Annotated in this window: 26 protein-coding genes; 5 read left to right on the top strand and 21 right to left on the bottom strand. The window is 50.2% G+C overall.

Annotated features, from left to right (window positions below):
• Window positions 1-44 precede the first annotated feature (44 nt).
• From ACTHTU_RS03785 to ACTHTU_RS03715, 15 genes are all read right to left on the bottom strand, one after another.
• Window positions 45-245 carry a (2Fe-2S)-binding protein gene (locus ACTHTU_RS03785; RefSeq protein ID WP_003681978.1) on the bottom strand — a complete coding sequence of 67 codons (201 nt, stop codon included), beginning with the start codon at window positions 243-245 and terminating at the stop codon, window positions 45-47.
• A gap of 227 nt (window positions 246-472) precedes the next feature.
• Entirely contained in the window at window positions 473-1,351 is an 879-nt protein-coding gene (gene xerD, locus ACTHTU_RS03780; RefSeq protein WP_440361800.1) for a site-specific tyrosine recombinase XerD, read from the bottom strand.
• 76 nt (window positions 1,352-1,427) lie between these two features.
• Window positions 1,428-1,871, bottom strand: a complete 444-nt coding sequence (locus tag ACTHTU_RS03775; protein WP_003683206.1) for a peroxiredoxin — start codon at window positions 1,869-1,871, stop codon at window positions 1,428-1,430.
• A 37-nt stretch (window positions 1,872-1,908) separates the two neighbouring features.
• Window positions 1,909-2,544, bottom strand: a complete 636-nt coding sequence (locus ACTHTU_RS03770; RefSeq protein WP_440361799.1) for a deoxynucleoside kinase — start codon at window positions 2,542-2,544, stop codon at window positions 1,909-1,911.
• A gap of 97 nt (window positions 2,545-2,641) precedes the next feature.
• Window positions 2,642-3,130, bottom strand: coding sequence for a 2-amino-4-hydroxy-6-hydroxymethyldihydropteridine diphosphokinase (folK, locus tag ACTHTU_RS03765; protein WP_101755357.1), 489 nt, complete (start codon window positions 3,128-3,130; stop codon window positions 2,642-2,644).
• Between the two features lie 15 nt (window positions 3,131-3,145).
• The gene (locus ACTHTU_RS03760; protein WP_003681989.1) at window positions 3,146-3,520 is read right to left on the bottom strand and encodes a SirB2 family protein; all 375 of its coding nucleotides are present in this window, start codon (window positions 3,518-3,520) and stop codon (window positions 3,146-3,148) included.
• A 55-nt stretch (window positions 3,521-3,575) separates the two neighbouring features.
• On the bottom strand, window positions 3,576-4,145 hold the full coding sequence (locus tag ACTHTU_RS03755; protein WP_300481293.1) for a tRNA (mnm(5)s(2)U34)-methyltransferase: 570 nt from the start codon (window positions 4,143-4,145) through the stop codon (window positions 3,576-3,578).
• Between the two features lie 78 nt (window positions 4,146-4,223).
• Window positions 4,224-4,520: an RNA chaperone Hfq gene (hfq, locus tag ACTHTU_RS03750; RefSeq protein ID WP_036493792.1), complete on the bottom strand. Its 297-nt coding sequence runs from the start codon at window positions 4,518-4,520 to the stop codon at window positions 4,224-4,226.
• A 297-nt stretch (window positions 4,521-4,817) separates the two neighbouring features.
• Window positions 4,818-6,275 carry a ribosome biogenesis GTPase Der gene (gene der / locus ACTHTU_RS03745; RefSeq protein ID WP_049331367.1) on the bottom strand — a complete coding sequence of 486 codons (1,458 nt, stop codon included), beginning with the start codon at window positions 6,273-6,275 and terminating at the stop codon, window positions 4,818-4,820.
• 141 nt (window positions 6,276-6,416) lie between these two features.
• The gene (locus ACTHTU_RS03740) at window positions 6,417-7,046 is read right to left on the bottom strand and encodes a YfgM family protein (protein ID WP_440361798.1); all 630 of its coding nucleotides are present in this window, start codon (window positions 7,044-7,046) and stop codon (window positions 6,417-6,419) included.
• Entirely contained in the window at window positions 7,047-8,342 is a 1,296-nt protein-coding gene (gene hisS, locus ACTHTU_RS03735) for a histidine--tRNA ligase (protein WP_440361797.1), read from the bottom strand.
• Window positions 8,343-8,459: 117 nt separating this feature from the next.
• On the bottom strand, window positions 8,460-9,116 hold the full coding sequence (locus tag ACTHTU_RS03730; RefSeq protein ID WP_440361796.1) for a C39 family peptidase: 657 nt from the start codon (window positions 9,114-9,116) through the stop codon (window positions 8,460-8,462).
• Between the two features lie 369 nt (window positions 9,117-9,485).
• Window positions 9,486-9,734: a hypothetical protein gene (locus tag ACTHTU_RS03725; protein WP_440361795.1), complete on the bottom strand. Its 249-nt coding sequence runs from the start codon at window positions 9,732-9,734 to the stop codon at window positions 9,486-9,488.
• Between the two features lie 42 nt (window positions 9,735-9,776).
• Window positions 9,777-10,202 carry a wall-associated protein precursor gene (locus ACTHTU_RS03720; protein WP_440361794.1) on the bottom strand — a complete coding sequence of 142 codons (426 nt, stop codon included), beginning with the start codon at window positions 10,200-10,202 and terminating at the stop codon, window positions 9,777-9,779.
• Window positions 10,203-10,244: 42 nt separating this feature from the next.
• On the bottom strand, window positions 10,245-11,114 hold the full coding sequence (locus tag ACTHTU_RS03715) for a meta-pathway of phenol degradation family protein (protein WP_440361793.1): 870 nt from the start codon (window positions 11,112-11,114) through the stop codon (window positions 10,245-10,247).
• 337 nt (window positions 11,115-11,451) lie between these two features.
• Between ACTHTU_RS03715 and ACTHTU_RS03710 the strand changes: the two genes are divergently transcribed.
• Entirely contained in the window at window positions 11,452-12,375 is a 924-nt protein-coding gene (locus ACTHTU_RS03710) for an RluA family pseudouridine synthase (RefSeq protein ID WP_440361792.1), read from the top strand.
• Window positions 12,376-12,444: 69 nt separating this feature from the next.
• Here the strand turns inward: ACTHTU_RS03710 and adhP are convergent, their stop codons facing one another.
• Window positions 12,445-13,488: an alcohol dehydrogenase AdhP gene (gene adhP, locus ACTHTU_RS03705; RefSeq protein ID WP_199900394.1), complete on the bottom strand. Its 1,044-nt coding sequence runs from the start codon at window positions 13,486-13,488 to the stop codon at window positions 12,445-12,447.
• A 343-nt stretch (window positions 13,489-13,831) separates the two neighbouring features.
• On the opposite strand from adhP, the gene ACTHTU_RS03700 reads away from it, so the two are divergent.
• On the top strand, window positions 13,832-15,310 hold the full coding sequence (locus tag ACTHTU_RS03700; RefSeq protein WP_003745888.1) for an aldehyde dehydrogenase family protein: 1,479 nt from the start codon (window positions 13,832-13,834) through the stop codon (window positions 15,308-15,310).
• 94 nt (window positions 15,311-15,404) lie between these two features.
• Here the strand turns inward: ACTHTU_RS03700 and ACTHTU_RS03695 are convergent, their stop codons facing one another.
• From ACTHTU_RS03695 to yjgA, 4 genes are all read right to left on the bottom strand, one after another.
• Entirely contained in the window at window positions 15,405-16,340 is a 936-nt protein-coding gene (locus tag ACTHTU_RS03695) for a DMT family transporter (protein ID WP_440361791.1), read from the bottom strand.
• Window positions 16,341-16,358: 18 nt separating this feature from the next.
• The gene (gene recJ, locus ACTHTU_RS03690) at window positions 16,359-18,059 is read right to left on the bottom strand and encodes a single-stranded-DNA-specific exonuclease RecJ (RefSeq protein WP_440361790.1); all 1,701 of its coding nucleotides are present in this window, start codon (window positions 18,057-18,059) and stop codon (window positions 16,359-16,361) included.
• Between the two features lie 101 nt (window positions 18,060-18,160).
• Window positions 18,161-18,871, bottom strand: a complete 711-nt coding sequence (locus ACTHTU_RS03685; RefSeq protein ID WP_199901826.1) for a hypothetical protein — start codon at window positions 18,869-18,871, stop codon at window positions 18,161-18,163.
• A gap of 72 nt (window positions 18,872-18,943) precedes the next feature.
• Entirely contained in the window at window positions 18,944-19,477 is a 534-nt protein-coding gene (gene yjgA / locus ACTHTU_RS03680; RefSeq protein ID WP_440361789.1) for a ribosome biogenesis factor YjgA, read from the bottom strand.
• 124 nt (window positions 19,478-19,601) lie between these two features.
• Between yjgA and pmbA the strand changes: the two genes are divergently transcribed.
• The 3 genes from pmbA to ACTHTU_RS03665 all read left to right on the top strand — a co-directional run bounded on the left by pmbA (window position 19,602) and on the right by ACTHTU_RS03665 (window position 22,854).
• Entirely contained in the window at window positions 19,602-20,933 is a 1,332-nt protein-coding gene (gene pmbA, locus ACTHTU_RS03675; protein WP_440361788.1) for a metalloprotease PmbA, read from the top strand.
• An 87-nt stretch (window positions 20,934-21,020) separates the two neighbouring features.
• Window positions 21,021-22,190: a glycosyltransferase gene (locus ACTHTU_RS03670; RefSeq protein ID WP_440361787.1), complete on the top strand. Its 1,170-nt coding sequence runs from the start codon at window positions 21,021-21,023 to the stop codon at window positions 22,188-22,190.
• A gap of 154 nt (window positions 22,191-22,344) precedes the next feature.
• Window positions 22,345-22,854 carry a cold-shock protein gene (locus ACTHTU_RS03665; protein WP_440361786.1) on the top strand — a complete coding sequence of 170 codons (510 nt, stop codon included), beginning with the start codon at window positions 22,345-22,347 and terminating at the stop codon, window positions 22,852-22,854.
• 93 nt (window positions 22,855-22,947) lie between these two features.
• Here the strand turns inward: ACTHTU_RS03665 and smc are convergent, their stop codons facing one another.
• Window positions 22,948-26,433 carry a chromosome segregation protein SMC gene (smc, locus tag ACTHTU_RS03660; protein WP_440361785.1) on the bottom strand — a complete coding sequence of 1,162 codons (3,486 nt, stop codon included), beginning with the start codon at window positions 26,431-26,433 and terminating at the stop codon, window positions 22,948-22,950.
• Window positions 26,434-26,760 lie beyond the last annotated feature (327 nt).

The following is a 26,760-nucleotide window of genomic DNA, read 5'->3' as shown; positions in this document are numbered from 1 at the left end:
GATTTCTATCACGCCTTCAGACGGCCTTTGTGTGTATTCTGAAATTAAGACTGAACGTTGATACCGGCAGTCACGGTATTTTGGGCACTGCTTGCAGTCAAAAACGATGCTGCCAATTCGCCGCAGCAACCGCAACAAGTCGCCACGCCCAATTGAGCCTGCAAATCACTCATGGTGGTTGCACCGGCGGCGATGGTCTCTTTGATGTCGTGGTCAGTAATGGCGTTGCAGATGCAGACAAACATGATGTGCTCCAATAATTTTGTTACCCTCTATAATTGAGAGTAGGATTTATTCTTGAACGTAAATATAAATAAAAACGGTTTGCATTGCAATATTGGCACTGTCCTTTTGTTTTGAAATTTTTCTATGTAAATTTGTATTTTGATTGTTATTTTATAAATAATAAACTTTATAACCGTTCAGACGGCCTCGATAACAAAAGGCGGCATCTTCGAGATGCCGCCTTTATTTATGAACGGGAATGGTGTTCATCAACCATGTTTTTCAAACGGATATTGGCAACATGGGTATAAATCTGCGTGGTATTGATGTCGGAATGTCCCAACATCATCTGGACCGAACGCAAATCGACGCCGTGATTGACCAAATGCGTGGCAAAAGCATGGCGCAAGCCGTGCGGACTGAGCGAAGCAATACCTGCCGCTTCGGCATATTCTTTGACTATCATCCATGCAAGCTGACGGCTGATGCCGCTGCGTTTCTGGCTGACAAACACTTCGTCGCAGATTTTATTTTTCAACAACAACGGGCGCGATTCGTTGCAATAACGTTCCACCCAATAGGCCGCTTCCTGACCCAGCGGAACCAGACGCAATTTGTCGCCCTTGCCTATGGTACGGATACTGCCGCGATGTAAATCGATATCGCTGAGCGTCAATTTGACGGCTTCGGTCACGCGCAAACCTGTTGCATACATGACTTCAAGCAAGGCTTTGTCGCGCAGTCCGTGCGGCGTGTCCACATCCGGCGCAGCCAGCAGCGCGTCGATTTGGGCTTCGGTAATCAGCGTGGGTAGTTTGCGTTCCGATTTCGGCGCTTTGAGAAAACGGGTGGGATTGTCTGCTCTTTGTCCCGTTTCCTCTAACCAGCCGTACATACGCTTGCAAGCCGACAATGCCCGTGCTTGGGACGTGTTTTTTTCCCCCTCCGCATACACGGCATCAGACAGGGCAAATTCATCGGCACTCAACCAATCCTGCCCGCCCTCGGCCAAACGCGCTGCGACTTTGACCAAATCACGGCGGTAACTTTGCAGCGTATTGTGGCTGAGCCTGTCTTGCAGCCAAAGGGATTCAAGCAGCTTGTCTATTAAATCGTCCATATTCATCAAACTGTATTGAAAGGCCGTCTGAACGGCATGACTTTACATCCGTTCAGACGGCCTTTAGGTTTTCAAAGCCCTATCAAGAGGCTTGAGAAATTGTATCCAAAACTTCCTGCGCGTGTCCGGCCACTTTGACTTTGCGCCATTCATGGGCAATTTCGCCGTTTTCGTCCAGCACAAACGTGCTGCGCTCAATGCCGAGGGATTCTTTGCCGTAAAGCTTTTTCAACTTGATCACGTCAAACAGTTTGCAGACGGTTTCTTCTTTGTCGCTCAACAATTCAAACTGGAAACCTTGTTTGGCGCAGAAATTCTGATGCGATTTGACGCCGTCGCGCGAAATGCCGACAACGGTATAACCCAATGCTTTGAATTGTTCCAATCTGGCATTGAAATCCAAGCCTTCGGTGGTACAGCCGGGCGTGCTGTCTTTAGGATAAAAATAGACAACCAACGGCAAATGTTCGGCGGAATTAAAATCGCTGCCGGAAGAAGATGGGAGTGTGAATTGATATTTTGACATAATTATTCCTTTCAGACGGCCTAAACCTAGCCTACGTTTATTTTTCGCTTAAATTCAAATAACTGCGCGTACCTTGAAAATCTTCCAATGTACGCAACAAAAGCTGGAAGTGGTCGTCATTGCCGGCCAAATCCAACTCATCGGCATTAACAGTCAGCAAAGGCGCGCTTTGATACAAATGGAAGAAATGGCTGTATTCGTCATGCACCCGTCCCAAATAGCCTTCGGGAAACAAGCTGATGATGCCTTCGTGACGTTTTTGCAGGCGTTTGCGGTTGTTTTCGACAGCGGTTTGCAGATAAATCACCACATCGGGCTCCGCGTATTGCGGCAAAATACGTTGCTTCATATCGGCAAAAAGCTGCTGCTCGTCATCATTCAAAACGATGGGCGTAAAAATACGGTCTTTTTCCAGCAAAAAATCAGCCACAACCATTCCGCCTTGCACGCATTGGTCTTCAATAATATTTACGCTTTCAGCACGGCGCGTCAGGAAGAAAAGCTCGGCAGCCAAACCATTATTGGAAACATTGCTGTAAAACTTCATGAGAAACGGATTGTGATCCGGATTCTCCGACAACAGCAACGCGCTGAAATGCTCTGCCAAGCGGCGGCTCAAAGCGGTTTTTCCGCTACCGATGGCGCCTTCGACAACAATATAACGAGGATTCATAGTAACTCTTTGTAATGTGTTTCCCAACAATATTTTATAGCAAAAAAGGCGTGTCCAACACGCCCTTTCTTGTTTTAGTCCGTTTTTCAGACGGCCCTTATTCTTTCAACAGGCGAATACCCTGCCCGCCCAAAGCCTGAGCCAAATCAGCCGCACGGCCATGCTCGCCCAACTCGAAATCCGGAAGAATTTCAGCCAACGGCAACATAACGAAACTGCGCTCATGCGCGCGCGGATGCGGCAAGGTCAGATGCGGGTCATCGCTGCGGATACCATCAAAATCGATGATATCCAAGTCCAAAGTGCGCGGCGCATTACGGAAGGTACGTTCGCGCCCAAATTCGGCCTCGATGCGGTTTAACTCTGCCAACAGCGCCACGCCGTCCAATGAAGTTTTCACGGTACAAACGGCGTTCACAAAATCGGGCTGATCGTCATAGCCGACCGGCGCAGTCAAATACAAGGAAGAAGCCTTTTCGAGCCGGATATGCGGATGCGCGTCCAATTCGGCCAAAGCTGCGCGAACCTGTTCGGTAGGATTGGCAAGATTGCTGCCCAAAGCAATAACAGCAAAATGCGGATACATTTCAGACGGCCTCTTTTAAAACGGCAGCGTTTTGGTTTTGGCAAGGAAAACAATCGTGGCAACACACGACATGGCCAAAACGTAGACGATATAGAATTTCGGCGAACGCGGACGCGAACGCATCATAATCATGCCCAACACAATATAAACCAGCAACAGCAGGATTTTCATGCCGAGCCACGGCGCATTAAACGGCGAAAAATGGGTAATCTTCATCAGCCACAAGCCGGTAAACAGCAACATGGTGTCATTCAAATGCGGCATGGCTTTCCAAATACCTGCCAACGGCTTCTCAGGATGACGCCAGAGCAGGAAAAAACGGATGTTGAACAACAGGATGGTAATGGCAACGAAAATCTGATGGCTGTATTTTACAAACAGATATTGCATGGCAGTTTCTTATGTTAAGGGTTGAAAAACAAAGCAGCTATTTTACCGCAAACATCTATTTCTGACGCAACTTTTCAATCGCCAGCAGATAGGGAGGCGCATTGCGGCGGTTGACAAAGCCATAGCGTAACACGGCAAAGGCTTCCTGCGGCAAAGTTTCCGCCCATTGCACAATCGCCTCAGCCTCTATTCGGCCGGCTTCATGTCCCGGATACAATACCGCCACAGCAAGGCCGTCTTCTTTCAGCAAACCCAAAGTATCCGTCAGCGCACGGATACTGCTTGCCGCTTCAGTCGTACAGCTTTTATCGCCTCCCGGCAGCCAACCGAAATTAAATACTGCGGCATCTAAAGGCTCGTCGATATAGGATAAAAGGTTTTCATGGCCGTCATGTATCAGGGCTACCCGACCATCTACGCCGTTTTCTTTCAGACGGCCTTGAGTCTGCGCCAGTGCTTTAGATTGCACATCAAACGCCCACACCCTACCCGTTTCGCCAACCAACTGCGCCAACAGCAAAGTATCATGCCCGTTTCCGGCCGTCGCATCCAAAGCGCGGCCGCCTGATTTTAAGGCTTGTTGTAACAGGGAATGTGCAAAGGGAAGAATGTTTTCAAGCAGCATGATAAAGGTCGTCTGAAAATAAAAATACCCTACCGCAAAAGCGGTAAGGTATTGAAAAACAGGAATGCGTTACATCATTTATTCGGCAGGTTGTTGCACAGTCTCAACTTGAACCGGAGCAGCTGCGGCAGCGGCTTGAGGTTGTTTGTTTTCGTGTTGCAGGCTGACTGCGCGTGCAGGAACGATTGTTGAGATAGCGTGTTTGTAAACCATTTGAGTGACGGAAGTATTACGCAGCAGAACAACGTACTGGTCGAATGATTCCACTTGGCCTTGCAGCTTGATGCCGTTTACCAAGTAGATCGAAACCGGAACGTGCTCTTTACGCAACGCATTCAAAAAAGGATCTTGTAACATTTGTCCTTTAGCTGTCATATTCTTGAGCTCCATTATTATGATTGTAAAGACGCCAAAATCAGCGTTTGATGGGATTGTAGCCCCGAATAGGATAAATTACCAACTATTTTTTTCTATCACACCGTTTAGGAATCCAGCAATAAGGGAACTTCCCATCAAACCGACTGTTTCATTTCCATATTCACAACAATTCCAAATTCAAATTGGATGTTTTTTTAAATTCGGCAAACCCTATCGAAAATATGCCATGAAGCTCTAATGAGCTGTTTTTCATTATAAAAAGGCCGTCCGAAATCGTTCAGACGGCCTTTATGCTTATTTGCTGAATTGTTTTTTCACACTGACTTTGGTTTTCTTCTTGAAGCGGTTTTTCTCTTCCTTGCGGCCTTCGCGTTTCTCAATACGGTTGCTCAGGCTGACACGGCGCAGCGGTTTTTTCTTCGGTTTATCTTCCGCATTTTCATACGGGTTTTCCGAAACATTGTATTGAATTCTGAGCGGCGTACCTTGCAGATTGAAGGCTTTACGGAACGTTTGGGTCAAATAGCGCGTGTAGCTATCAGAAATGGCGTGCAGCGAATTGCCGTGTACCACAATCACCGGCGGATTCATGCCGCCTTGGTGGGCATAACGCATTTTCGGGCGCACCAAACCAGCACGCGGCGGCTGTTGACGCTCAATCGCGCTTTGCAATACACGCGTGATTTTCGGTGTCGGCATCTTAATCATCGCCGCATTGTAGGCAGCCTGAATGCTTTCAAACAGGCCGTCTATACCGCGCTCTTTCAATGCAGAAATAAAGTGGAACTTAGCAAAATCAAGGAAATACAGTTTGCGGTTGATATCGCGTTTCACTTGCTCGCGGCGCTCTTCGCTGATGCCGTCCCATTTATTGACCGCCACCACCAAAGCACGGCCTGCTTCCAAAGCAAAACCTGCAATCGTCGCATCTTGATCGGCGATATCTTGTTGCGCATCCAATACCAAAACTGCAACGTTTGCCGCTTCAACCGCCTGCATGGCTTTGATAACGGAGAACTTTTCCACCGCTTCATCCACTTTGCCGCGACGGCGCACACCTGCGGTATCAATGATGGTAAACGGCTTGCCTTCACGTTCAAAATCGATATGGATACTGTCGCGCGTCGTGCCTGCCATATCGAAAGCAATCACGCGTTCTTCGCCGAGGATGGCGTTTACCAAGGTCGATTTACCGACATTTGGACGGCCGATTACAGCAAAAACAGGATGTTTCGCTTCTTCCTCTTCCTTTTCAGGCTCAGGGAAGGTTTCCAAAATATCTTCAATCAGATAATACACGCCATCGCCATGCGCACCTGAAATAACATAAGGGTCGCCCAAAGCAAGTTCGTAGAACTCGGCGGCGAGCACGGCCCTATTGCCGCCTTCGCCTTTATTCACAGCCAAATAAACGGGACGCGGACTTTGGCGCAAACGGTCGGCAATGATTTTATCTTGCGGCGTCAAACCTGTGCGGCCGTCCACCAAAAACACAACTGCATCGGCTTCATCGACAGCCTGCAAGGTTTGTTTTGCCATTTCGTGCAAAATACCGCTATCGACAACCGGCTCAAAACCGCCTGTATCGATGACCAAATAAGGTTTGCTGCCGACTTTGCCATGACCGTAATGGCGGTCACGCGTCAGGCCGGGCAGGTCATGCACAAGCGCGTCTTTGGTGCGCGTCAAACGGTTGAATAAAGTAGATTTGCCGACATTGGGGCGGCCGACAAGCGCGATGGTTGGTTTCATGATTGAGTCTTTCTGTGTCAAGTGCCGCCTAAAAACGGGAGCGGAACACAAGCAGGTGTTTTAAAAACACGGTTGATAAGGATAAGTGTAGGCCGTCTGAAAAGTCATTGCAACTTCAGACGGCCTTGATTTCAAACAAACTTATTTCAAGCTGTCGATTTTCATTTGCAGCAATTCGCGGCCTACTGCGGTTTGCGGCATTTTGTTCAAAGCAGCTTCGTAACTTTGTACGGCTTCTTTGGTTTTATTTTGGGCAACGTAAACATCACCTTTGGTTTCCAGCATCAAAGGCTCGAAATCAGCCTCAACCTGAGTATTCAGGGCATTGATGGCAGCATCGTATTTTTTCTGCTGCAACAGGACAACGCCCAAACGCTGAGCTGCCAAAGCTTGAACCAGCGGTGCGTTTTGGTTTTTCAGCACCCAATTCAAATGACCTTCCGCCACATCATAACGGCCGGCATCAAACTCGGTTGCCGCTACCATCAAAGTAGCTTGGGCTGTCGAAATAGAATCAGGATAATTTTTTTGCAATTCGGCCAAATCGGCGTTGATGGCTTTAGGGTCGGTTTTTTGCTGCGCCTTTTCCACCATTTGCGCCAACACGGCGGCAGCTTCCTGATCTTTTGAAGCTTTTTGGCCTTGGTAAATGGTGTAACCCAAATACCCCAAAGCCGCCACGATCAGCAAGGCAAAGATCCAACGGCCAGTGCGTTTCCAAAAATATTTAAAGTTGTCTAACTCTTGTTGTTCTTCCAAATGGGCTGCCATTTATGCGTTCTTCCATTGTTGTAAAGTGTCTGTCAAATCAGCGGCGGCAACGGTTTGTTGTTCGTGTTTGCCCTGCATATCTTTCAGGGTAACCGTACCGTTTGCCAGCTCATCCTGAGCCACAATCAGGGCAAAGCGTGCGCCACTGTTGTCTGCTTTTTTCATTTGCGCCTTCAGGCTTTGATAGCCGGAATGCTGCATTACATTGAAACCTTGTGCGCGCAAGGCTTGCGCGTATTTCATCACCTGCAAGTCCGCACCTTCGCCTTGGTGCATTGCATAGACATCAGGCGCAGCGTTCACTTCCAACGAGCCGTATTCGCTCACCAAAAGCAGCAAGCGCTCAATACCCATCGCAAAGCCAATAGACGGCGCAGGTTTGCCGCCAAGTTCTTCAATCAAACCATCGTAACGGCCGCCACCGCACACAGTCGCCTGCGCGCCGAGTTTGTCGGTCGTCCACTCAAAAACCGTCTGATTGTAGTAATCCAAACCACGGACCAAGCGCGGATTTTCAACATATTGGATACCCAAACCGTCCAACATCGCCTTGAAGCGTGCATAGTGGTTTTGCGAAGCCTCGCCCAAGTAATCCACCAAACGCGGCGCCGCGTTGCAGATTTCCTGCAAATCAGGGTTTTTCGTATCCAAAACACGCAAAGGATTGGTTTTCAGACGGCGTTTGCTGTCTTCGTCCAGTTGCGCTTCATAGCGGGTCAAATATTCAACCAATGCCGCACGGTGTGCCGCGCGTTCCTCACGGTTGCCCAGGCTGTTGATTTCCAAAGTCAGGTATTCGCGAATACCCAATTTTTCCCACAAGTCGGCAGACATCGCGATGATTTCCGCATCAATATCCGGCCCTTCAAAACCCAAAGCCTCGATACCGACCTGATGGAACTGACGATAACGGCCTTTTTGCGGACGTTCGCGGCGGAACATCGGCCCCATATACCACAGCTTTTGCGGGCTGTTGTACAGAAGGTTGTGTTCGACCACCGCACGCAAACAAGAAGCCGTACCTTCAGGACGCAAGCTCAAACTCAAAGAATCGTTTGAATCGGAGAAGGTGTACATTTCCTTGCCGACCACATCGGTTTCCTCGCCGATGGAGCGGACAAACAAACCGGTTTGCTCGACAATCGGCGTACGGATTTGCTGATAGCCGTAAGCGCGTGTCCAACGGCCAACCGTATCTTCAAACGCCTGCCAAAACGCAGCCGTCAGTTTGAAATCTTTTTGTTCGATAGGTAAAAGGTCGTTCATACCTTTTACAGATTGAATTTTTTGTGCCATTTCAATATGGGATAAGCGAAAATCAAATAGTTGGGCATTATAGCTGATTTTTAAGGGTTTGTGAGGTTGGGAACAAATCAAAAGGCCGTCTGAAACAGTTTTCAGACGGCCTTTGACTCACTCTACATGCCGTAGCCTGATTTGTTTGACTGCAAATTCCGTCTGCCGCTTGGGATGATGTGTAAAAAACAATTTATTTGAAATCGTCTCCGCTTTTTTCGGCACGACAGCCAAAATCTTACCTGCCAAATTTCCCTCACGAGTTTTCCAAGCATCCAAAAACTGCGCCTTGCTCATGGAAACATGACCCAGCGACGGGTCGGCAAGCAAAACCGTATTGCCGTCTATACCGCGCAATACCGAGAAATGATCATCCTTGCGGTATTTCAAATACACGATGACGGGGATTTTCAACTGCGCGAGTTGCTCGAAAGACAGGGCATAGCCTTTCGCCTCAAAACCCAAATCAGGCATGATGCGCTGCATATCCTCAAACGACGCGCGCATCTGTTCCTTATCCAGCTTTTTCAACACTTCTTCCTCCGTCAGCTTTTGCCCGTAAAAATTGTTCAAAAGCGTCGCCACCGAAGCCGCCCCGCAGGAAAAATCCAAATCCTGCTTCACAATATTGAAATCCCGCTGCGCTTTCCAACTTTGCACTTTGATTTTTCCGTAAACAACAGGATTATCGTTAAACATAGGTGCAGCATTCAGAGGATCGGATAAAGAAACGGCAATAGGCACTGACAGAAAAATACGTTTAAACATCATCATACCTTCTAAAGATATATGTAAAAGGTCGTCTGAAAAGGTTTTCAGACGACCTTTTACAAAATTATTCTTACATGCCAGCTTTCTTAGCAAACCAGACAACCCTATTTCCAGCATGATGTTTTCCGTTTACCGAAATACGGCAAGCCATACCGAAAAAATGCCACGCGCTACCGATTTTAACGGTAATTTTTGTATCGCAGGGTTGCGATGTTACAATCAAATAACCGAAAGACATTTTAACCTCGTCAATTTAGCGCATATGCATGGTTGCAGACCTAATAACAAAAAATGTATTTAACTTATGCGTAAGACCTGACAATCGTATTTAAAGGCTGGATCTACGCCCAGCTTGATCACTGTATGTATGATTTAGACTAAAAAGAAATCAATCATTTGCTCAATTTTAAGTGTCTCCCCAACAGGCTCTCCCGTCTCAGAATCGAACTCAAGAAAACCTGATAAAAAATCATTAATAATCAATAATTTTTCATCACTAGAAACAGTATTGTTTATAATTTTCTCCCTTAGTACAGATAAAGCAAAATTTTCTAAAGAACTATATTGCTCTCCATCAATTTTTTTAGAAATTAAATCAACTATTTCATTTTTAATATTCATAATTCACCCTTAAATTATAAAAGGGGCAAAGCCCCCTTTCGATTAACGAGGTTTGCCCCATGTAGTAATTACTTTACCTTGACTATTCAAAACAACACCACCATCAGGTCCTGTAAAACGGGTTCTTCCTCCTGATTGGGTTGTAATTTTTGTAGGGTTACGCATAGTATTCATAATTACTTTATTTGAAACTCCTACTCCACCACGAGAAATAGCCTGATTTAAACCGTGTCGAGTAAATCCTGTCAGTGCAAATCTGATACCGCCTGCCAACACAGGAGCAAACCATAATGCAGAACCCTCAGTCTCCTTCATCTCCTTCTGAGAAAGCTCCGCCAACTGCATAGGCGTATCTGCCTGCGTGTGGAACACTTGGTTTTCAAATGCCGGATTATCCATGCTGTTTGCCATTACGGGAGTGGCAATCATCGTTAGAATCATCATGGCTGCGGTAATTTGTTTTTTCATAAAAGTCCCTTTTTTTACAAGGTTGGAAAATCAAAGCCCTGCTTAAAACGTATGCTGTACGCCCAATTTCAATTCGGAGCTGCTCTGTCCTGAAATATTGAAGCGTGCGGATGCGTTTAAAGACGTGGCTTTGGAGAAGCCGAAGCCTGCGCCGAGATGGGCGTAGGTAGATGTATTCCTTGCGGATTCTTTTTTGCCGTCCAGACGGTCGGGCTGCTTGCCCAGCCATTGGATACCGCCTGTGAGGCTGATCCTGTCGTTGGCGGCGAAGGAGATATTGGGATTCAGCATCCAGTAGTTGCCTGCTTTGTATTTGACGTCGTCTGAAAGAATTTTACTGCCATTGATGCGGTAGGCGGCGGTCAATGAGAGGACGACAGGGTCGATGGCTCTGTAGGTGGTTGCGCCAATCAGCCATGATTTGCCTGACGAGGCTTTGCCACGTGATTTTTCGTAAAGCGTGCCTTCGAGAAAGCCGATAAGAGCGGGATTTTTATCATCTTTGAGGAAGGTATGGCTGATACCGAGGGATACATCGGATAGATGTTTGTCGTGGGTTTTGCTGCTTTCGCTGTCGAATCTGCGGTCTTCGCGCCACAAGTAGCTGCCGCTGCCGTAAACTTCGGTGTTTCCGGTCAAGCCGTAGCGTAGGCCGAGAGTGCCGACGAGCATATCGCTGTTACTGCCGTTTTCCTGAATTTCGGTCGGGACGGGAATAAAGGAAGCAGAACCTGTCTGAATGTAAATTGGCGCGGCAAGTTCGGAACGGCTGCTTTCGCTGTTGATGTAGGTAACGGAAGCATCGAGTTTGATTTTGCCCTTATCGGTCATAATGTCTTCGATATTCAGAGGCAGATCTGCACGGACGCAAAATGGAATAAAACTAACAAATGCAATAAGGATATTTTTCATATTATTGTTTTACCAAGTTAAATTGAATTTAACGGATATTAATGAAATTTAGTGTAGTTTTCTAAATTATATTTTTAATGATAACTTGAAAAATTATTGCTTTCTTCTATTAAGGTATTTTCTGCAAGAGTTCGTCTGAAGACGAAAGCTTTGAGTTTCAATCCACGTTTTCAGACGACCTTAACTGCTAAACCGTCCATTAATCTGAAACAGGTCACCAGTCATCAAAGATGAATTCCTTTCTGCTCTGAAATGATGGCGGCAACAGAAAATCGTGTCCGCCCCCAATGAAAAACATCGTCTGAAAAAATCCTAAAAACCAAGTACAATCCGCCACATGAAAAAACGTACCAATCCCCTACCCCTTCTAGACGGTGTCAAACCCAGCTACTTGGTTTTGCCGCATAAAAAGCAGTTTTACGGCTTGCCGCTGCTGCATTTTTTATGCGCTCATTTTCCCTTTGTTGGCGAAGAAAACTGGCGGCGGCGGCTGAACAGCGGTTTTGTGGTGGGCGCGGATGGCGTGCCATTTGATGAAAATACTTTGTTCGAACCCGGCAAAACGATGTTTTATTACCGTGAAACCAGCCGTGAGAGCGAGCCGCGTATTCCGTTTGAAGAAAAGATTTTGCATATTGATGAACATTTGATTGTGGTGGACAAACCGCATTTTCTGCCCGTCATCCCCAGCGGCAGGTTTTTGCGGGAAACCCTGCTCACGCGCCTGCGTTTGCGGCCTGAATTGCAGCATTTGAATGTTGAAGACATTACGCCGATTCATCGTTTGGACAAAGATACGGCAGGCGTTATGCTGCTTTCGCTCAACCCTGCCACGCGTCGCGATTATCAGACCATGTTCCAAGAAAAAACCGTCCGAAAAACCTATGAAGCGGTGGCGCCGACGCGGACGGATTTAGACTATCCGCTGCATATTTCATCCCGAATGGAACGCGGCGAAAAATTCTTTCTCACGCGTGAAACGGAAGGCGAACCCAACGCCCACACGACCATCGAACTTATCGAAAACCGCGGCGCATTCAGCCTCTACCGCCTCACGCCGCATACCGGAAAGAAACACCAGCTCCGCGTGCATATGATGAGTTTGAACATGCCGTTGATGAACGATGCGCTTTACCCTACCCCATTGGCAGCCGGTGATGAAGACTATGAAAAGCCTTTAAAACTTCTGGCCAAAAGAATAGAGTTTACCGATCCTGTCAGCGGAGAAATCCGCGCATTTGAAAGCGGCTTTACGCTGTAAGTTATCCAGTCCAATAAAAAAGGCCGTCTGAAAAGTTTCAGACGGCCTTTTTGTCACTGAATCATTTGATTAGTGATGAATGCAGCTGCACTCTTTATTCATATCAATCACCATACGGCCGGTAATTTTACCTTCGCGCATTTCTTGGAAGATGGCAGGCGCTTCATCCAAAGCACGCAACTCGACTTTAGGCACAACCAAGCCTTCTGCGCCGAATTGGAATGCTTCTTCCAAATCTTTGCGGGTACCGACCAGAGAGCCGACCACTTCGATGCCATCCAATACCAAACGTGGGATAGACAAATCCATAGACTCAGGTGGCAAGCCGACTGCAACGACACGGCCACCGGCGCGGACACAGTTAACACCTGAATTGAAGGCTGCTGCAGATACGGCTGTCACAACGGCTGCGTGTGCGCCACCGGTTTTCTCTTGGATGACTTGAGCCGCATCTTCTTTGGCGGCATTGATCACCAAATCCGCACCGGTTTCTTTGGCAAAAGCCAGCTTGTCGTCGTTAACGTCAATGGCAACAACGTGCGCGCCAAACACTTTTTTCGCGTATTGAACCGCCAAGTTGCCCAAACCGCCAGCGCCGTAAATCGCAATCCATTGGCCCGGACGAACGCCGGAAACTTTAATCGCTTTATAAGTGGTCACACCGGCACAAGTAATGCTCGAAGCTTGCGCAGGATCCAAGCCTTCAGGGACTTTGACCGCATAATCGGCACTCACGATACAGTGGGTCGCCATACCGCCGTCGGCAGTATAGCCTGCGTTCAATACAGAGCGGCACAAGGTTTCGCGGCCGGTATTGCAGTATTCGCAAGAACCGCAGCTTTGGAACAACCATGCGATGCTAACACGGTCGCCAACTTTCAGATTTTTCACACCGTCAGCAACTTCTTTAACCAAACCGATGCCTTCGTGTCCCAACACGCGACCCGGTTTGTCGCCGTAATCGCCTGCCGCAACGTGCAAGTCGGTGTGGCACACGCCGCAACACTCAACTTCCACTAACGCCTCGCCGTATTCCAGCGGACGCAGTTCGCGTTCAACAACTTCTACATCACCTGCTACATCTTTATTTACTACCACAGCATGCATTTTCATGAGAGAGTCTCCTAGGGTGTTGAAAAACTGTTTAGCTATAAATGAGAATACTCCCCATGTTTGAAACCGTCAACCCATAATCTTTTTCAAAACAATGAGTTATAATGTTATACCATAACAAATCCTATTCAGACCATCTGAATCTTTAAATATATTAACAAATACACTTTCATTTCAATCAAATCCTTTATTTTTCAGACGGCCTGCTACATGAAATAACATTGCAAATGTAAATTTTGAGAACATTATTATTTTTAGTACTTGAACTTAAAAAGAAAAAAGCATAAGCTGTTTTTATGGCGCAGAAATACGCCTTCCCATTCATTAAGGAGACAGCATTATTATGGCAAAAGATTTAAATGTGTTTGATAAAGAATATGGTCTTTTAATCAACGGCGAATGGACGAAAGGTAGCGAAGGCAAACTTTTATCCTCTTACAACCCTGCCAATGGCGATGAATTGGCCAAGTTCACAGACGCAACCGACGCCGATGTCGATGCTGCCGTGGCCGCTGCCCAAGAAGCGTTCAAAACATGGCGCAAAACCACGACTGCCGAACGCGCGGCCATTTTGAACAAAATCGCCGACGTGATTGACGAAAACGCAGAATTGTTCGCCCTGCAAGAAACCTTGGACAACGGCAAACCGATCCGCGAAACCCGCGCCGCCGACGTACCATTGGCTTCCGACCATTTCCGCTATTTCGCCAGCGTGATCCGCGGCGAAGAAGGCACTGCGACCCAACTTGACGCCGAAGATCTGTCCATCGTTTTGCGCGAACCGATCGGCGTTGTCGGCCAAATCATTCCTTGGAACTTCCCATTCTTGATGGCCGCATGGAAAATCGCTCCGGCATTGGCCGCTGGTTGTACCATCGTCATCCACCCTTCTTCCAGCACTTCATTGAGCCTGTTGTCCTTCGCTCAAAAAATCAACCACTTACTGCCTAAAGGCGTGTTGAACGTGATTACCGGCCGCGGTTCCAAATCCGGCGAATACATGCTGCACCACAAAGGCTTCAACAAACTGGCCTTTACCGGTTCAACCGAAGTCGGCCGCCGCGTCGGCATCGCCGCCGCCGAATTGCTGATTCCGTCCACTTTGGAATTGGGCGGCAAATCTGCCAACATCTTCTTCGACGATATGCCTTTCGACAAAGCCCTCGAAGGCGCGCAAAAAGGTATTTTGTTCAACCAAGGCCAAGTGTGCTGCGCTGGTTCGCGCATTTTTGTACAAGAAGGCATTTACGACAAATTCGTCAATGCTTTGGCTGAAGAATTCAAAAAAATCAAAGTCGGCCTGCCTTGGGAAGACGACACCCAAATGGGTTCGCAAGTCAATGCCGGTCAACTCGAGACCATTTTGAAATACGTCAAAATTGGCGAACAAGAAGGCTGCCGCATCATTACCGGCGGTAAAAAAATCGAAGGCGAGTTGGGTAAAGGAGAATTTGTCGAGCCGACTTTGATTGAAGCCAGCAACGAAGCCCGTGTTTCCCAAGAAGAAATCTTCGGCCCGGTTGCCACCGTGATTAAATTCAAAACCGAAGAAGAAGTCATCAAAATGGCCAACGACAGCGAATACGGCTTGGGCGGCGCAGTGTGGAGTACCGACATCAACCGCTGCCTGCGCGTTTCCAACGCATTGGAAACCGGCCGCGTTTGGGTAAACTGCTACAACCGCCTGCCTGCCGGCGCGCCGTTTGGCGGCTACAAAACTTCAGGTATCGGCCGCGAAACCCACAAAATGATGCTCGCCGCCTACACCCAAGTGAAAAATATCTACATCAGCACCCGTGAAGAACGCGAAGGCTTCTATTGATTTGCCGTTTCACATTAATCTGATTTAGAAAATATAAAGGCCGTCTGAACCTGTTTCAGACGGCCTTGCTTTATTCTGTTTCGCAATAAATGCTTTATATCTTTCTCAAAAAAAGCCCCATCACTTTCTCTCCAGCCACAGCCAGCAATGCCCCGGTCACAACCACCATGGCACCCACATAGCTGACGAGATTCATATCCGAAGCAGCAAAATAATCGGGGGCGAGATGATGGCCTATGGTGGAAAATATCATGGTAAATACGGGTATCAGCGTGGTAACAATACTGACTTTTGAAGCGTCCCAATGGTTGAGCGCTTCGCCGAATGAACCGTAGCCGATCAGCGTGTTTAAGCAGCAATAGATAAAACAGCCCCATAAAAACGGATTGCCGATATGGGCAATTTGCAATGGTTCGGCAAACGGCAGGAAAACAAAGCTGCTGCAAAAATAAATCATCAACAGGATTTGTTGCGAATTAAAATGTTTGGACAAGAGTTTTTGCGCCACGCCGTAGCACACCCAGATCATGCTGCCCGAAGCCGCCATCATCACGCCGACCGCGTAGCTGCCCAAGCTGAAAAGTTCGCCGAATTTGTCGTTGAAAAACATGACCAAACCCGTCAGCAAAAGCATCAAGCCGATTTTTTGCCAGTGCGTAAAGGCTTCTTTAAACACGCCTACGCCGACCAAAATCATGGTAAAGGGAGAAAGCTGCCACAACACCTGCGTGGTTGTCGGCGAAATATAGTGCAAACCCATGGCAACGAGAACGAAGTTGGCGGAAATGCCGATAATGCCCAACAACAATAAAAATAAGGTTTGCTTGGAAAATTCAGACGGCCTCGGCAGCTTATCGGTCAATCCCAACAACGCAAACAACACCAGCGAAGCCACTAAAAAGCGTATCCACACCAGCGTGGGCGCATCGACGGCTTTTAATGCCTGTTGGGCGATGACCGGCAGCGAACCCCAAGTCATGGTGGCAAGCAGCGCCAATGAAAAGCCGAGCCACGGTTTTTGTTTCTTCATTTTTCAGACGGCCTTTGTTTACGCGGCTTCCCAGTAGTCGATATAAAGCTGCAATTCGAGATTGTTCCGCCATTCGTTGGCAACGGGGCGGTACACCGTGCGGATGTATTCGGGAATGTCTTCGCTGCAACGCCAAAACATGGCTTCAAATTCGTAGCCGTCTTTTTGCAGCCAGACTTTTTTATGTTTGCCTTCCGCACCCAAAGACTGCTGGCGGACAACATGAAATTCATCGGTAAAACTCGGCGGCGCGAAGCCCTGTCCCCAAACGTGTTTAGCAAGGTTTTGCGCCTGTTCCAGCGTAATGTCGCGTGCAGGCAGACTGCCGTCGGTGATGAAGGTTTGCGACAAATCATCTTCGCACACCATCTCGCGCACGGCTTCTTCAAAGGCCGTCTGAAACGCGGGAATATTGTGTTCAAGTATGCTCAAACCCGCCGCCATCGCGTGTCCGCCGAATTTCAAAATCAAATCGGGATGGAGTTTGGACACCAAGTCCAAAGCATCGCGCAGGTGCAGATTGGGAATGGAACGTCCCGAACCGCGCACTTCGCCGTTGTCGGCAGGCGCAAACACGATGGTCGGACGATAAAAACGGTCTTTGAGGCGGCTGGCAACGATGCCGACCACGCCTTGATGGAAGTCATCGCGATAAGCCACCAACGTCGTCTGACCTGAAGGCAGGGTTTCAGGAAAAGCATTCAGCGCGTCTTGCAGCATAGACTGCTCGATTTCACGGCGCTCGATATTGAGGTTGTTTAACTGCGCCGCCAGTTCCTGCGCCTCGGCATCATCTCGCGCCAATAGACAGGCAATGCCGACCGACATATCATCCAGCCGTCCGGCGGCATTAATGCGCGGCCCCAACGCAAAGCCCATATCAAACGGCTGAGCCTTGCGCCAATCGCGCCGCGCCACTTCAAACAAGGCGCGGATACCAGGGCGCATTTTGCCCAAACGCATCCGTTTCAACCCTTGCGACACGAGGATACGGTTGTTGTGGTCTAGAGTGACGACGTCGGCGACGGTACCGAGTGCGACCAAATCCAAAAGGTCGCCCAGATTCGGCTCTTTCAGGCCGTCTGAAAAATAATTGCGGCGGCGCAATTCGGCACGCAAAGCCATCAATACATAAAAAATTACGCCCACGCCCGCCAAGCTTTTGCTTTGGAAACCGCAGCCTTTTTGGTTTGGATTGACGATGATGCAGTCGGGCACGGTCTCGGCAGGCAGATGATGGTCGGTCACAATCACATCCAAACCCAATTCCTGCGCGCGCGCCACGCCTGCAATGCTGGCGATACCGTTATCCACTGTCACCAACAAATCCACACCTTGCTCTGCCGCGATTTCAGCCAGCTCGGGCGTTAAGCCGTAGCCGTGCTCAAAGCGGTTGGGCACAAGGAAATCCACTTTCGCCCCCATCGCCGCCAAACCGCTCATACCGACGGAACACGCCGTCGCACCGTCGGCATCGTAGTCGGCGACAATCAAGATTTTTTCCTGACGCTCAATCGCATCCGCCAGACGGCCGGCGGCGGCTTCGCAGTTTGTCAGCGTTTGATACGGCAAAAGCGCAGCAAGCTTGTCGTCCAACTCGGCCGGACTTTGCACTTCACGCGCAGCACACAGCCGCGCAATCAAAGGATCGGTACCGGCAGTGAGCAAGTCGTTGAAAACAGTCGGATTAATGGAACGTGTTTGGATTTTGACGGACATGGTGTGTGGGTTTAAAGAAAGAAGATTAATATTTTTGAAGCGTTTATTTTAAGGAGGAGGCCGTCTGAAACCTGCAATCCGTTTTCAGACGGCCTTGGGTATTATTTGCGTGAAGCATCGATAATTTCACTGACTACGACATAGGGGACTGCTATCACTGCGCCGACTGCATCCAAAGCCAATGTGAATGGTGTTTGCAGGATATTCTCCGTCAACTTCTGAACGTCGGTGCTTTTTTTGGTTTCCGTATAATAAATTCTAACCGGGACGGCAGTGTCAAAACGGCGGTCTTCGGCAACATTTTTCGGCGTCGCATAATAATGACCTTCGGTAGAAATACACCGCGTATAGACAGTTTTGTCATCAAGTTCGACCGGCTTGAATGCCAACTGTTTCAACTTGGCAATCTCGGCGGCTTTTTGAGTATCGTAACGCAGGCAGAATTTTGAGCGGAAAGTTTGCGCTTCAGGGGATTTCAATTCGACTGGCAAAGCCTTATACGCATATCTTGGATTTTGCTGAACCATTTGAAACTGTTTGTCCAATTTAACATCCAAGACCGCCTTCAACTTGGCCGAATCTCTAGGGTTAACAACAAACCAATACTTTTTGCCCATCATAACCAAGCTGCCTGTTTTCAATTGCGTATTGTCTTTGGCAACCACGCCAAATGCTTGAATATTGTCTTTGGCAACGGTTTTTTCGGTTGTGGTTTTATGGAACGGGTTGTTCTCTCCCCAAAGAAAGACAGTACAACCATTCAGGGTTAGTGCACTGATTAACAAGGCAGGTACAAAGTGGCGAAATTTCATGGTCATCCTCCTTCGGCATTACGATACAGGCCGTCTGAAAACCGCAATCCGTTTTCAGACGGCCTTAAGGGTTTATTCCTCCCAATCCTGCCCTTCTTCTGAAGCGTCGGATTGACCGGCCTCCATCACTGCTTTAATTTCTTGGAACAGCGCGCGGAAGTTTTTCGGCGGTTTGTTTTGTTCCTGCTCTTTTTTAGTGTTGCGGATCAAGGTGCGTAATTTGCCGGCGTCGGCTTGCGGAAAATCGGCCATAAATTGGGTAATCGCGCCATCGTCTGCCAACAGTCGGGTACGCGCCTGCTCGACGCGTTGCAAAAAGGCATTGTGTGCCGTATTGTCACCGCGCAGTTTGGCCAAATAGGCTTCGATGGGCACAGGGTCGGTATCACGCATCAGGCGGCCGATAAATTGGGCTTGGCGTTTGAGCGCGCTGTTGGAAGTGATTTTTTTATAGGTGGCAATGGCCTCGAACAGCTCTTCGTCCAAGCCGATTTTTTTCAGCGTATCGCTGGAGAGCTTGGTCAATTCCATACCCAAAGCCTGCAAATCGTTCATTTGCTTTTTCATTTGGGTTTTGCTGACCCATTCGTCTTCTTGTTCAAACATTGTGTTTCCCTGATTTTCTGAATCTGCCTATTTTATCAGTTTTCAGACGGCCTTTCCGTGCGATTTTTGCAGAGGCCGTCTGAAACGGTTAAAATGCCGCAAAACCCTGTCAGGAAACCTTTTTATGCTGTTTAACCACACACCGGACGAGCTGTTGCGCTTGTGCGGACACACGCTGGATTTGGCCAAACAATCCGGCGCCACCTCGGCCGAAGCCGATTTCAGCGAGTCGCTCGGTCAAAGCGTCAGCGTACGCTTGGGCGAAATCGAACAAATCGAGTTCCAACAAGACAAATCTTTAGACATTACGGTCTATGTCGGCCAACGCAAAGGCCGAGCCAGCACTGCCGACTTCTCCGAACGCGCCCTGCAAGATACGGTCAAAGCCGCCATCGATATTGCACGCTATACCGCCGAAGACGATTGCGCCGGCCTTGCCGACGCTGCCTTGATGGCAACCTATATCGGCGACCTCGACCGCTACCACGAATGGGATTTGAGTACCGAATCCGCCATCGATTTGGCCAAGCAATGCGAACAGGCCGCTCTGTCAACGGACAAACGCATTGAAAATTCCGAAGGCGCATCGGTTCATACCGGCCATTACCAATACGTCTACGGCAACACCCACGGCTTTGCCGCACACCAGCAAAGCACGCACCACAGCATTTCTTGCAGCGTGGTCGCCAGCGACGAACACGGCATGCAGCGCGACTATTGGTATGATTCTTCCTGCCGTCACGAAGACATGGACGCGCCCGAACTCATCGGCGAAACCGCAGCCGAACGGACTTTACGCCGTCTGAACAGCCGCAGCGTTCCGACCGGCAGCTATCCCGTACTGTTTGACACCACTGTCGCCGTCGGTTTAATCGGCCACCTTATCGGCGCACTCAGCGGCGGCGCGCTCTACCGTCAAAGCAGCTTCCTGATTGACAGCATCGGCAAACAAGTGCTGCCCGAATTTCTGAGTCTGCGTGAAGAACCGCATATCCTGCGCTCGTTCCGCAGCACTTATTTCGATGCCGAAGGCGTCGCCACGCAGCCTCGTTTTGTGGTGAAAGACGGCGTCGTCGAGGGCTATTTCCTCAGCAGTTACAGCGCGAAAAAGCTCGGCATGCAGACAACGGGCAACGCCGGTGGCGCGCACAATCTGTATCTGAACCACACCCACGCCATGCAGGCCGACCTGTTGAAAGAAATGGGGACAGGTTTGCTGGTTACCGAATTGATGGGACAAGGCGTCAACGGCATTACCGGCGACTACTCGCGCGGCGCGGCCGGTTTTTGGGTGGAAAACGGCGTTATTGCCTATCCGGTTCAGGAAATCACCATTGCCGGACGTTTGCAGGATATGTACCGCGACATCACCGGCGTGGCTGACGACGCATTACGCCGCTCGTCCAACCAAATCGGCTCCATCTTGGTTTCTAAAATGACGGTTGCCGGCAACTGATTGAACTAAATATACAAAAGGCCGTCTGAAAGATATCTTTTCTTTTCAGACGGCCTCGCCGTTATCTACTTCCATAAAAAACACATCATGCATATTGTCGTTATCCCCTCTTGGTATCCTTCTTCCGAAACTGACGTGGACGGAATCTTTTTCCGTCTCCAAGCCCAAGCCCTGCAACGTGAAGGCATGAAAATCGGCATGGTCGTACCCATGTTCCGCTACTTGAGAAGTCAGCCGAAAACCATCTTCTCGCGCTTCTACGGCCTGCGCCGCCATCAGCAAGGCGGACTCAACACTTACGCCTACGACAGCATGTATTTCTTCCCGCGCTGCCCGGTTGTCGACATCGACCGCATCCGCTGGGTCAATGCAGGCATGAAAGCTTTTGAAGCCTATATCACAGACAACGGCAAACCCGACGTAATTCACGCCCATTGCGTCAACTACGCCGCCATTTTGGCCTGCGCTATCTTCAAAAAATACGGCATTCCCTATGTGATTACCGAACACAGCAGCGCCATTTCACGCGGCCTTGTCCGCAAAAACCAATGGCCGTCCATGCACGAAGCCGTGCGCCACAGCGCGGCCCGGTTTGCCGTCAGCCGTGATTTCTGCCGCATTCTCGAAAAAACCTACGCCGGTACAGACTGGCAATACCTGCCCAATATGCTGGGCGGCAATTTTGAACAGGATTTCGAGTTCCCCGAAAAAAACAATCAAGACTTCACCTTCTGCAGCGTCTCCCACCTGCGCCACCTCAAAGGCCACGACCTGCTCCTGCCTGCTTTTGCCGAAGCACTCAAAACCTATCCGCAGCTCAAACTCAAAATCGGCGGCGGCGGCGCAGAAGAAGGCCGTCTGAAACAACTGGCAAGCGACTTGGGCATCAATCACGCCGTTACCTTTACCGGCGCATTAACCACCGACCAAACCCTAGACCTTATGCGCCACAGCAACGCATTCGTCCTCGCCAGCCGTACCGAAACCTTCGGCGTCGTCTATATCGAAGCACTGTCGCAAGGTTTGCCCGTCATCGCCACACGCTGCGGCGGCCCCGAGTCCATTGTTACTTCCGACAACGGCCTGCTGGTGCCAATCGAAAACATACCGGAGCTGACCAAAGCATTGCTCACCCTCTACGAAAACCACGCACAATACGATCCCGTCCGTTTGCGCCAAGATTGCCTGCAACAATTCGGCAGCCGTGCCATTGCGCAACACCTGATCGACACCTTCCAAAAAGTGCTTAATAAGTAAGCGTAAACCATACAGGCCGTCTGAAGGATTTCAGACGGCCTGGCCGCTTCCAACAAGACAAATCTAGTGTAAAATTAAGACAATAACTAAACTTTTTGATTTAAAATCAGTCCAAGGAAAAACTGTTACCTATAATAATATCCCCACATACATTATGCGCTATTACGGAACGATTACTCGCTGGAACAGCAAGCGCGGCTTCGGAGCCGCTACCATAGAAGACACAGGCCAAGAAATCTTTCTTGCGCTTGCCGCCTTTACCACCCTTACCCGCCTTCCAGCCGAAGGGCAACACATCTCCTTCAACATCACAGAAGGCCGACGCGGTCGCAAAGAAGCCGAAAACGTCTGCTTCGCCCTCGATTGCGCCGACTGCTTCGATGTCCTCGTCCCTCCCCCCGAAAAACCCCTCGCCGGCAAACAGGCCATCGTCGGCCTGATTGCCGTTATCTTCGTCTGCAGCATTTTCGCCGCCTTGTGGTGCGGCCTCCACTTTTCCGACAACACACCGGAAGAGCCGGTCGTCAAAAAACAAGAAACCATGGTTCACGAAGTAGCCGCCAAAATCGAAGCCGAACGCAAAGCATGGCGTGATGCCGTCAACCGCAGCAACCAACGCTCGGGGCAGCCTCAACGAGCCAAAGATGATACGTCAAAACAATAACGCTGTATCCAATACAAAAAGGCCGTCTGAAAAAATGGGAAGATGAAATTATAGATTTCTTCCTCATTCTTTCAGACGGCCTTTGTTCTTACCTCAATTCGGCTCCGCCATTTCCAACGCCTGTTTGATGTCCACGGCGACGACGCGCGAGACGCCTTTTTCCTGCATGGTTACGCCGACGAGCTGCTCTGCCATTTCCATGGTCAGGCGGTTGTGGGAGATGTAGAGGAACTGGGTTTGCGCCGACATTTCTTTGACCAAGTTGCAGAAACGCGAGGTGTTGGCGTCGTCCAGCGGGGCATCGACTTCGTCCAGAAGGCAGAAAGGGGCGGGGTTGAGGCTGAACAGGGCGAACACGAGGCTCATGGCGGTGAGGGCTTTTTCGCCGCCGGAAAGGAGGTGGATGGTACTGTTTTTCTTGCCGGGCGGGCGCGCCATGATGGACACGCCGGCAGTCAGGAGGTCGTCGCCTATCATTTTGAGGGTGGCTTCGCCACCGCCGAACAGGGTCGGGAAGAAGGTTTGGACTTTGCCGTTGACGGCATCGAAGGTTTCTTTGAAACGCTCTTTGGTTTTGTCGTCGATTTGGGCGATGGCTTCTTCCAAAAGGGTGATGGCGGCCTGCACGTCTTCGCTTTGGCTGCGGTAGTAGCCGTCGCGTTCGCGCGCTTCTTCGAGTTCTTGCAGGGCGGCGAGGTTGACGGCGCCGAGGGCTTCGATTTGCTGGGTGAGGCTGCCGATGCTGCTGTTCAATACTTTCGGCGATTCTTTCGCCAACGCTTCGAGCGCGTCCAAATCGGCGGCGCGTTCGGTCAGGTTTTGATGGTAGCGTTTGGCGTTGATCAGGGCTTCCTGCTGCTGCAACAGGGCGGTTTGGGTGGCTGCCTGAAGCTGCGGCAGCTTGGTTTGCAGGCTTTGTACGCGGGCGTATTGCTCCCTGCCCTGCTCCTGAATCTGCGCGAGTTTGTCCTGCACGGCGATGTATTCTTCGTCCAGCGTGTGTACGGCTTCGGTCAGCTCGTCGAGCTTGATGTGCTGCTCGTCGTTTTGGAACTCGGTTTCATAGGCGAGGGCAAGCTCTTGCTGGCGTTCCTGCCAGTCTAGGGTTTGCTGTTCGAGTCGGGCGATTTGCTGTTGGTAGTTTTGTTTTTGCTGGTTGAGCTTGTGGACGGCGACTTCGGCAAGCCCGTATTGGCGGTTGGCTTCCAACAGGGCAAGCTGCGCCTGTTTCAGACGGCCTTGCTGCTCTTGGCGGCTGTGCGCGGTGGTTTGCTGTTGGTGTTCGAGTTCGGCGGCGGCTTCCTGCAAAGTAGCGATGTCGTCTGAAAGCCCGTCGGACGTGTGTTGCAACACGGTCTGCTCTTCCGCCAACTGCGCCAGTTCGCGCTCGATGTGTTCGCGGCGGATTTGCCCTTGGTTGGTGCGCGCCAGAAGTTCGGCAGCGCGTTGCTGCGCTTGGCTGTATTGGCGCGTGTGCTGCTGTTGCTGCTGCATCAGGTTTTTGTGCTGCACTTCGGACGAGCGCACGGCAGCCTCCGCCTGTTTGAACGCGGCTTCGGCGACGGAAAGTTTGGGGGCGAGGTTTTCCAGTTCGGACGCGATGCCGTCGAGACGCGCTTTTTGGGCAATCAGACTTTCCTGTGCGGGTTTGGCATAGAGCAGGACGCTGACTTTATCAACCTGATGGCCTTCGGGCGTGAGCCAGATGTGGTGTGCGCCCAAATCGCTTTGATGCGCGAGGGCGTAGCTCAAATCGGGCGCGCACAATACGCCGTCAAGCCAGTGGTGCAACGCCGTCTGAAACGGCGGCTGCGCTTGGATTTGGTTCAACAATGCCTGTACGGGCAGGGATTTTTTGATGCCGCCGGAGAGGTCGTCTGAAAGCCATGCCGCCTGCCCCTGCGGCAACGGCGCGGGCGGAACGAAGCCGTGCGGCACGGCGCGGGCGTGCAGGCGTTCGGCAAGGATGACGGACAAGGCGTGCTGCCACTCGGCGGGGGCAGTGATGTGTTGCCACAGCTGCGGCGCGGCGGCGTGGTCGGTTGCCTGCCAGAAGTCGGCGGCTTCCTGCTGTTGCGACAGGATTTGCGACAACGCCTGCTGCTGCGCCTGCAAAGTGATGTGTTGCTGCTTCAGGCTTTGGAAGCGGTTTGAGGCCGTCTGAAACGCCTCGCGGGCGGCGTGTAAGGCATCTTCGGCGGCGATGATTTGTTCTTCGTAATGCTCTTGCTGGCTTTGCAACAAGGCGGCAGCCTCCTGCGCGGCGGCGGTTTCGGCTTCGTCGGGCAGGTTCAAGGCTTGGTTTTCCTGTTTCAGACGACCTTTGCGCTCTTCGTGCTTGGCAACGGTTTGTTCGGCATGGGCAAGCTGCTGCTGCTTCAACGCCAGTTCGCGGCGGATGCGGTTTGCCTCGTCCTGCTGGGTTTGAAAGGCGGCGTTGAGCGTGGCTTGGGCTTCTTCCAATTCGGGCAGACGCTCTTCGTGTTCGGCAACCTGCATCGCCCATTCCGCCAATTCGGTTTGCTTTTCCTCCGCCTGCAACTCGTTTTCTTCAAGCTGCACGCGGATTTTCTGCTGCTCCTGATGGATGCGCTGCATCTGCGCCTGCGCCGCCTGCTTGTCGCGTTCGATGCGTTGATGCAGGTTTTGCTGATGGCGGATTTGTTCTTCCAAACGGGCAATCTGCTCGCGCAACACGCCGCGTTTGTTGCTCAGTTCATGTACCGCCTGTTGCTGCGACTGTTCGGCAGTCTGCAAGGCGTGTACTTCGTCGTTTAACGCCTGAACCTGCGCGGCGGTTTCGTCCTGCTGCGCCTGCAAAGACTGATGTTGCGCGGTCGCCTTGTCGGCGGCGGCAAGCGATTGCTGCCATTGGGCGTAATCGAGCAAATCCTGCTGGCGGTTCAACTGCGCGGTCAAGGATTTGTAGCGTTCGGCGGTTTCCGCCTGTTTCTCCAGCTTTTCCACCTGACGCGCCAATTCGGTCTGCAAATCGCCCAAACGCTGCAAATGCTCGCGCGTGTCTTTCAGACGGCCTTCCGTCTCCTTGCGGCGTTCCTTATATTTGGACACGCCCGCCGCCTCTTCTATATAGGCGCGCAACTCCTCCGGCCGCGCTTCGATGATGCGCGAAATCATCCCCTGCTCGATAACGGCATAACCGCGCGCACCTACGCCCGTACCTAAAAACAAATCGGTAATGTCTCGGCGGCGCACAGTCTGATTGTTGATGAAATAAGTCGATTCGCCCTGACGCGTCAGCTGCCGCTTGATGCTCACCTCGGCATACTGCCCCCACGCGCCTTGCAAACTGTGGTTGCTGTTGTCAAACACCAGCTCCACCGAAGCCCTCGGCGCAGGACGGCGCGTTGCCGCACCGTTAAAAATCACGTCCTGCATACTCTCGCCGCGAAGCTGCTTCGCCGAAGCCTCGCCCAACACCCAGCGCACCGCGTCAATCACATTCGACTTGCCGCAGCCGTTCGGCCCGATAACCGCAACAAGCTGTCCCGGCACATGAATCGTGGTCGGGTCGGTAAAAGATTTGAAGCCGGAGAGTTTGATATGGGTCAGGCGCATGGCAATGTTTCGAATCGGAAAAGAAGGCGTATTTTAACGGAAATACGCTTATCCGTTGAGAGAAAAGCATCCAGAAAGTCCGACTGCTTTTTTATCTTCAAAAGGCCGTCTGAAAAGTTTGTTAAAAAGAAACAGACTAGCTATAGAACTCACTAAAATATTCAAAATAAATTCATATAAAACAATTAACTAAGAAAATATCCACACAACCACCTTCCCTTTGATTAATTTTTGTACAGAAATGCAAACAAACTGTTTATTTTTTTATGATTTATGGTTATTATCAGGTATTAAAGGTTTAAAAATCAGATAAACGATCTCTCCGAC

It is taken from the genome of Neisseria sp. P0020.S005 (assembly GCF_051957055.1).
Taxonomy (GTDB): domain Bacteria; phylum Pseudomonadota; class Gammaproteobacteria; order Burkholderiales; family Neisseriaceae; genus Neisseria; species Neisseria subflava_A.
The sequence above is the reverse complement of the archived record's forward strand: the minus strand, read 5'-3'. Positions and strand labels throughout refer to the sequence as shown.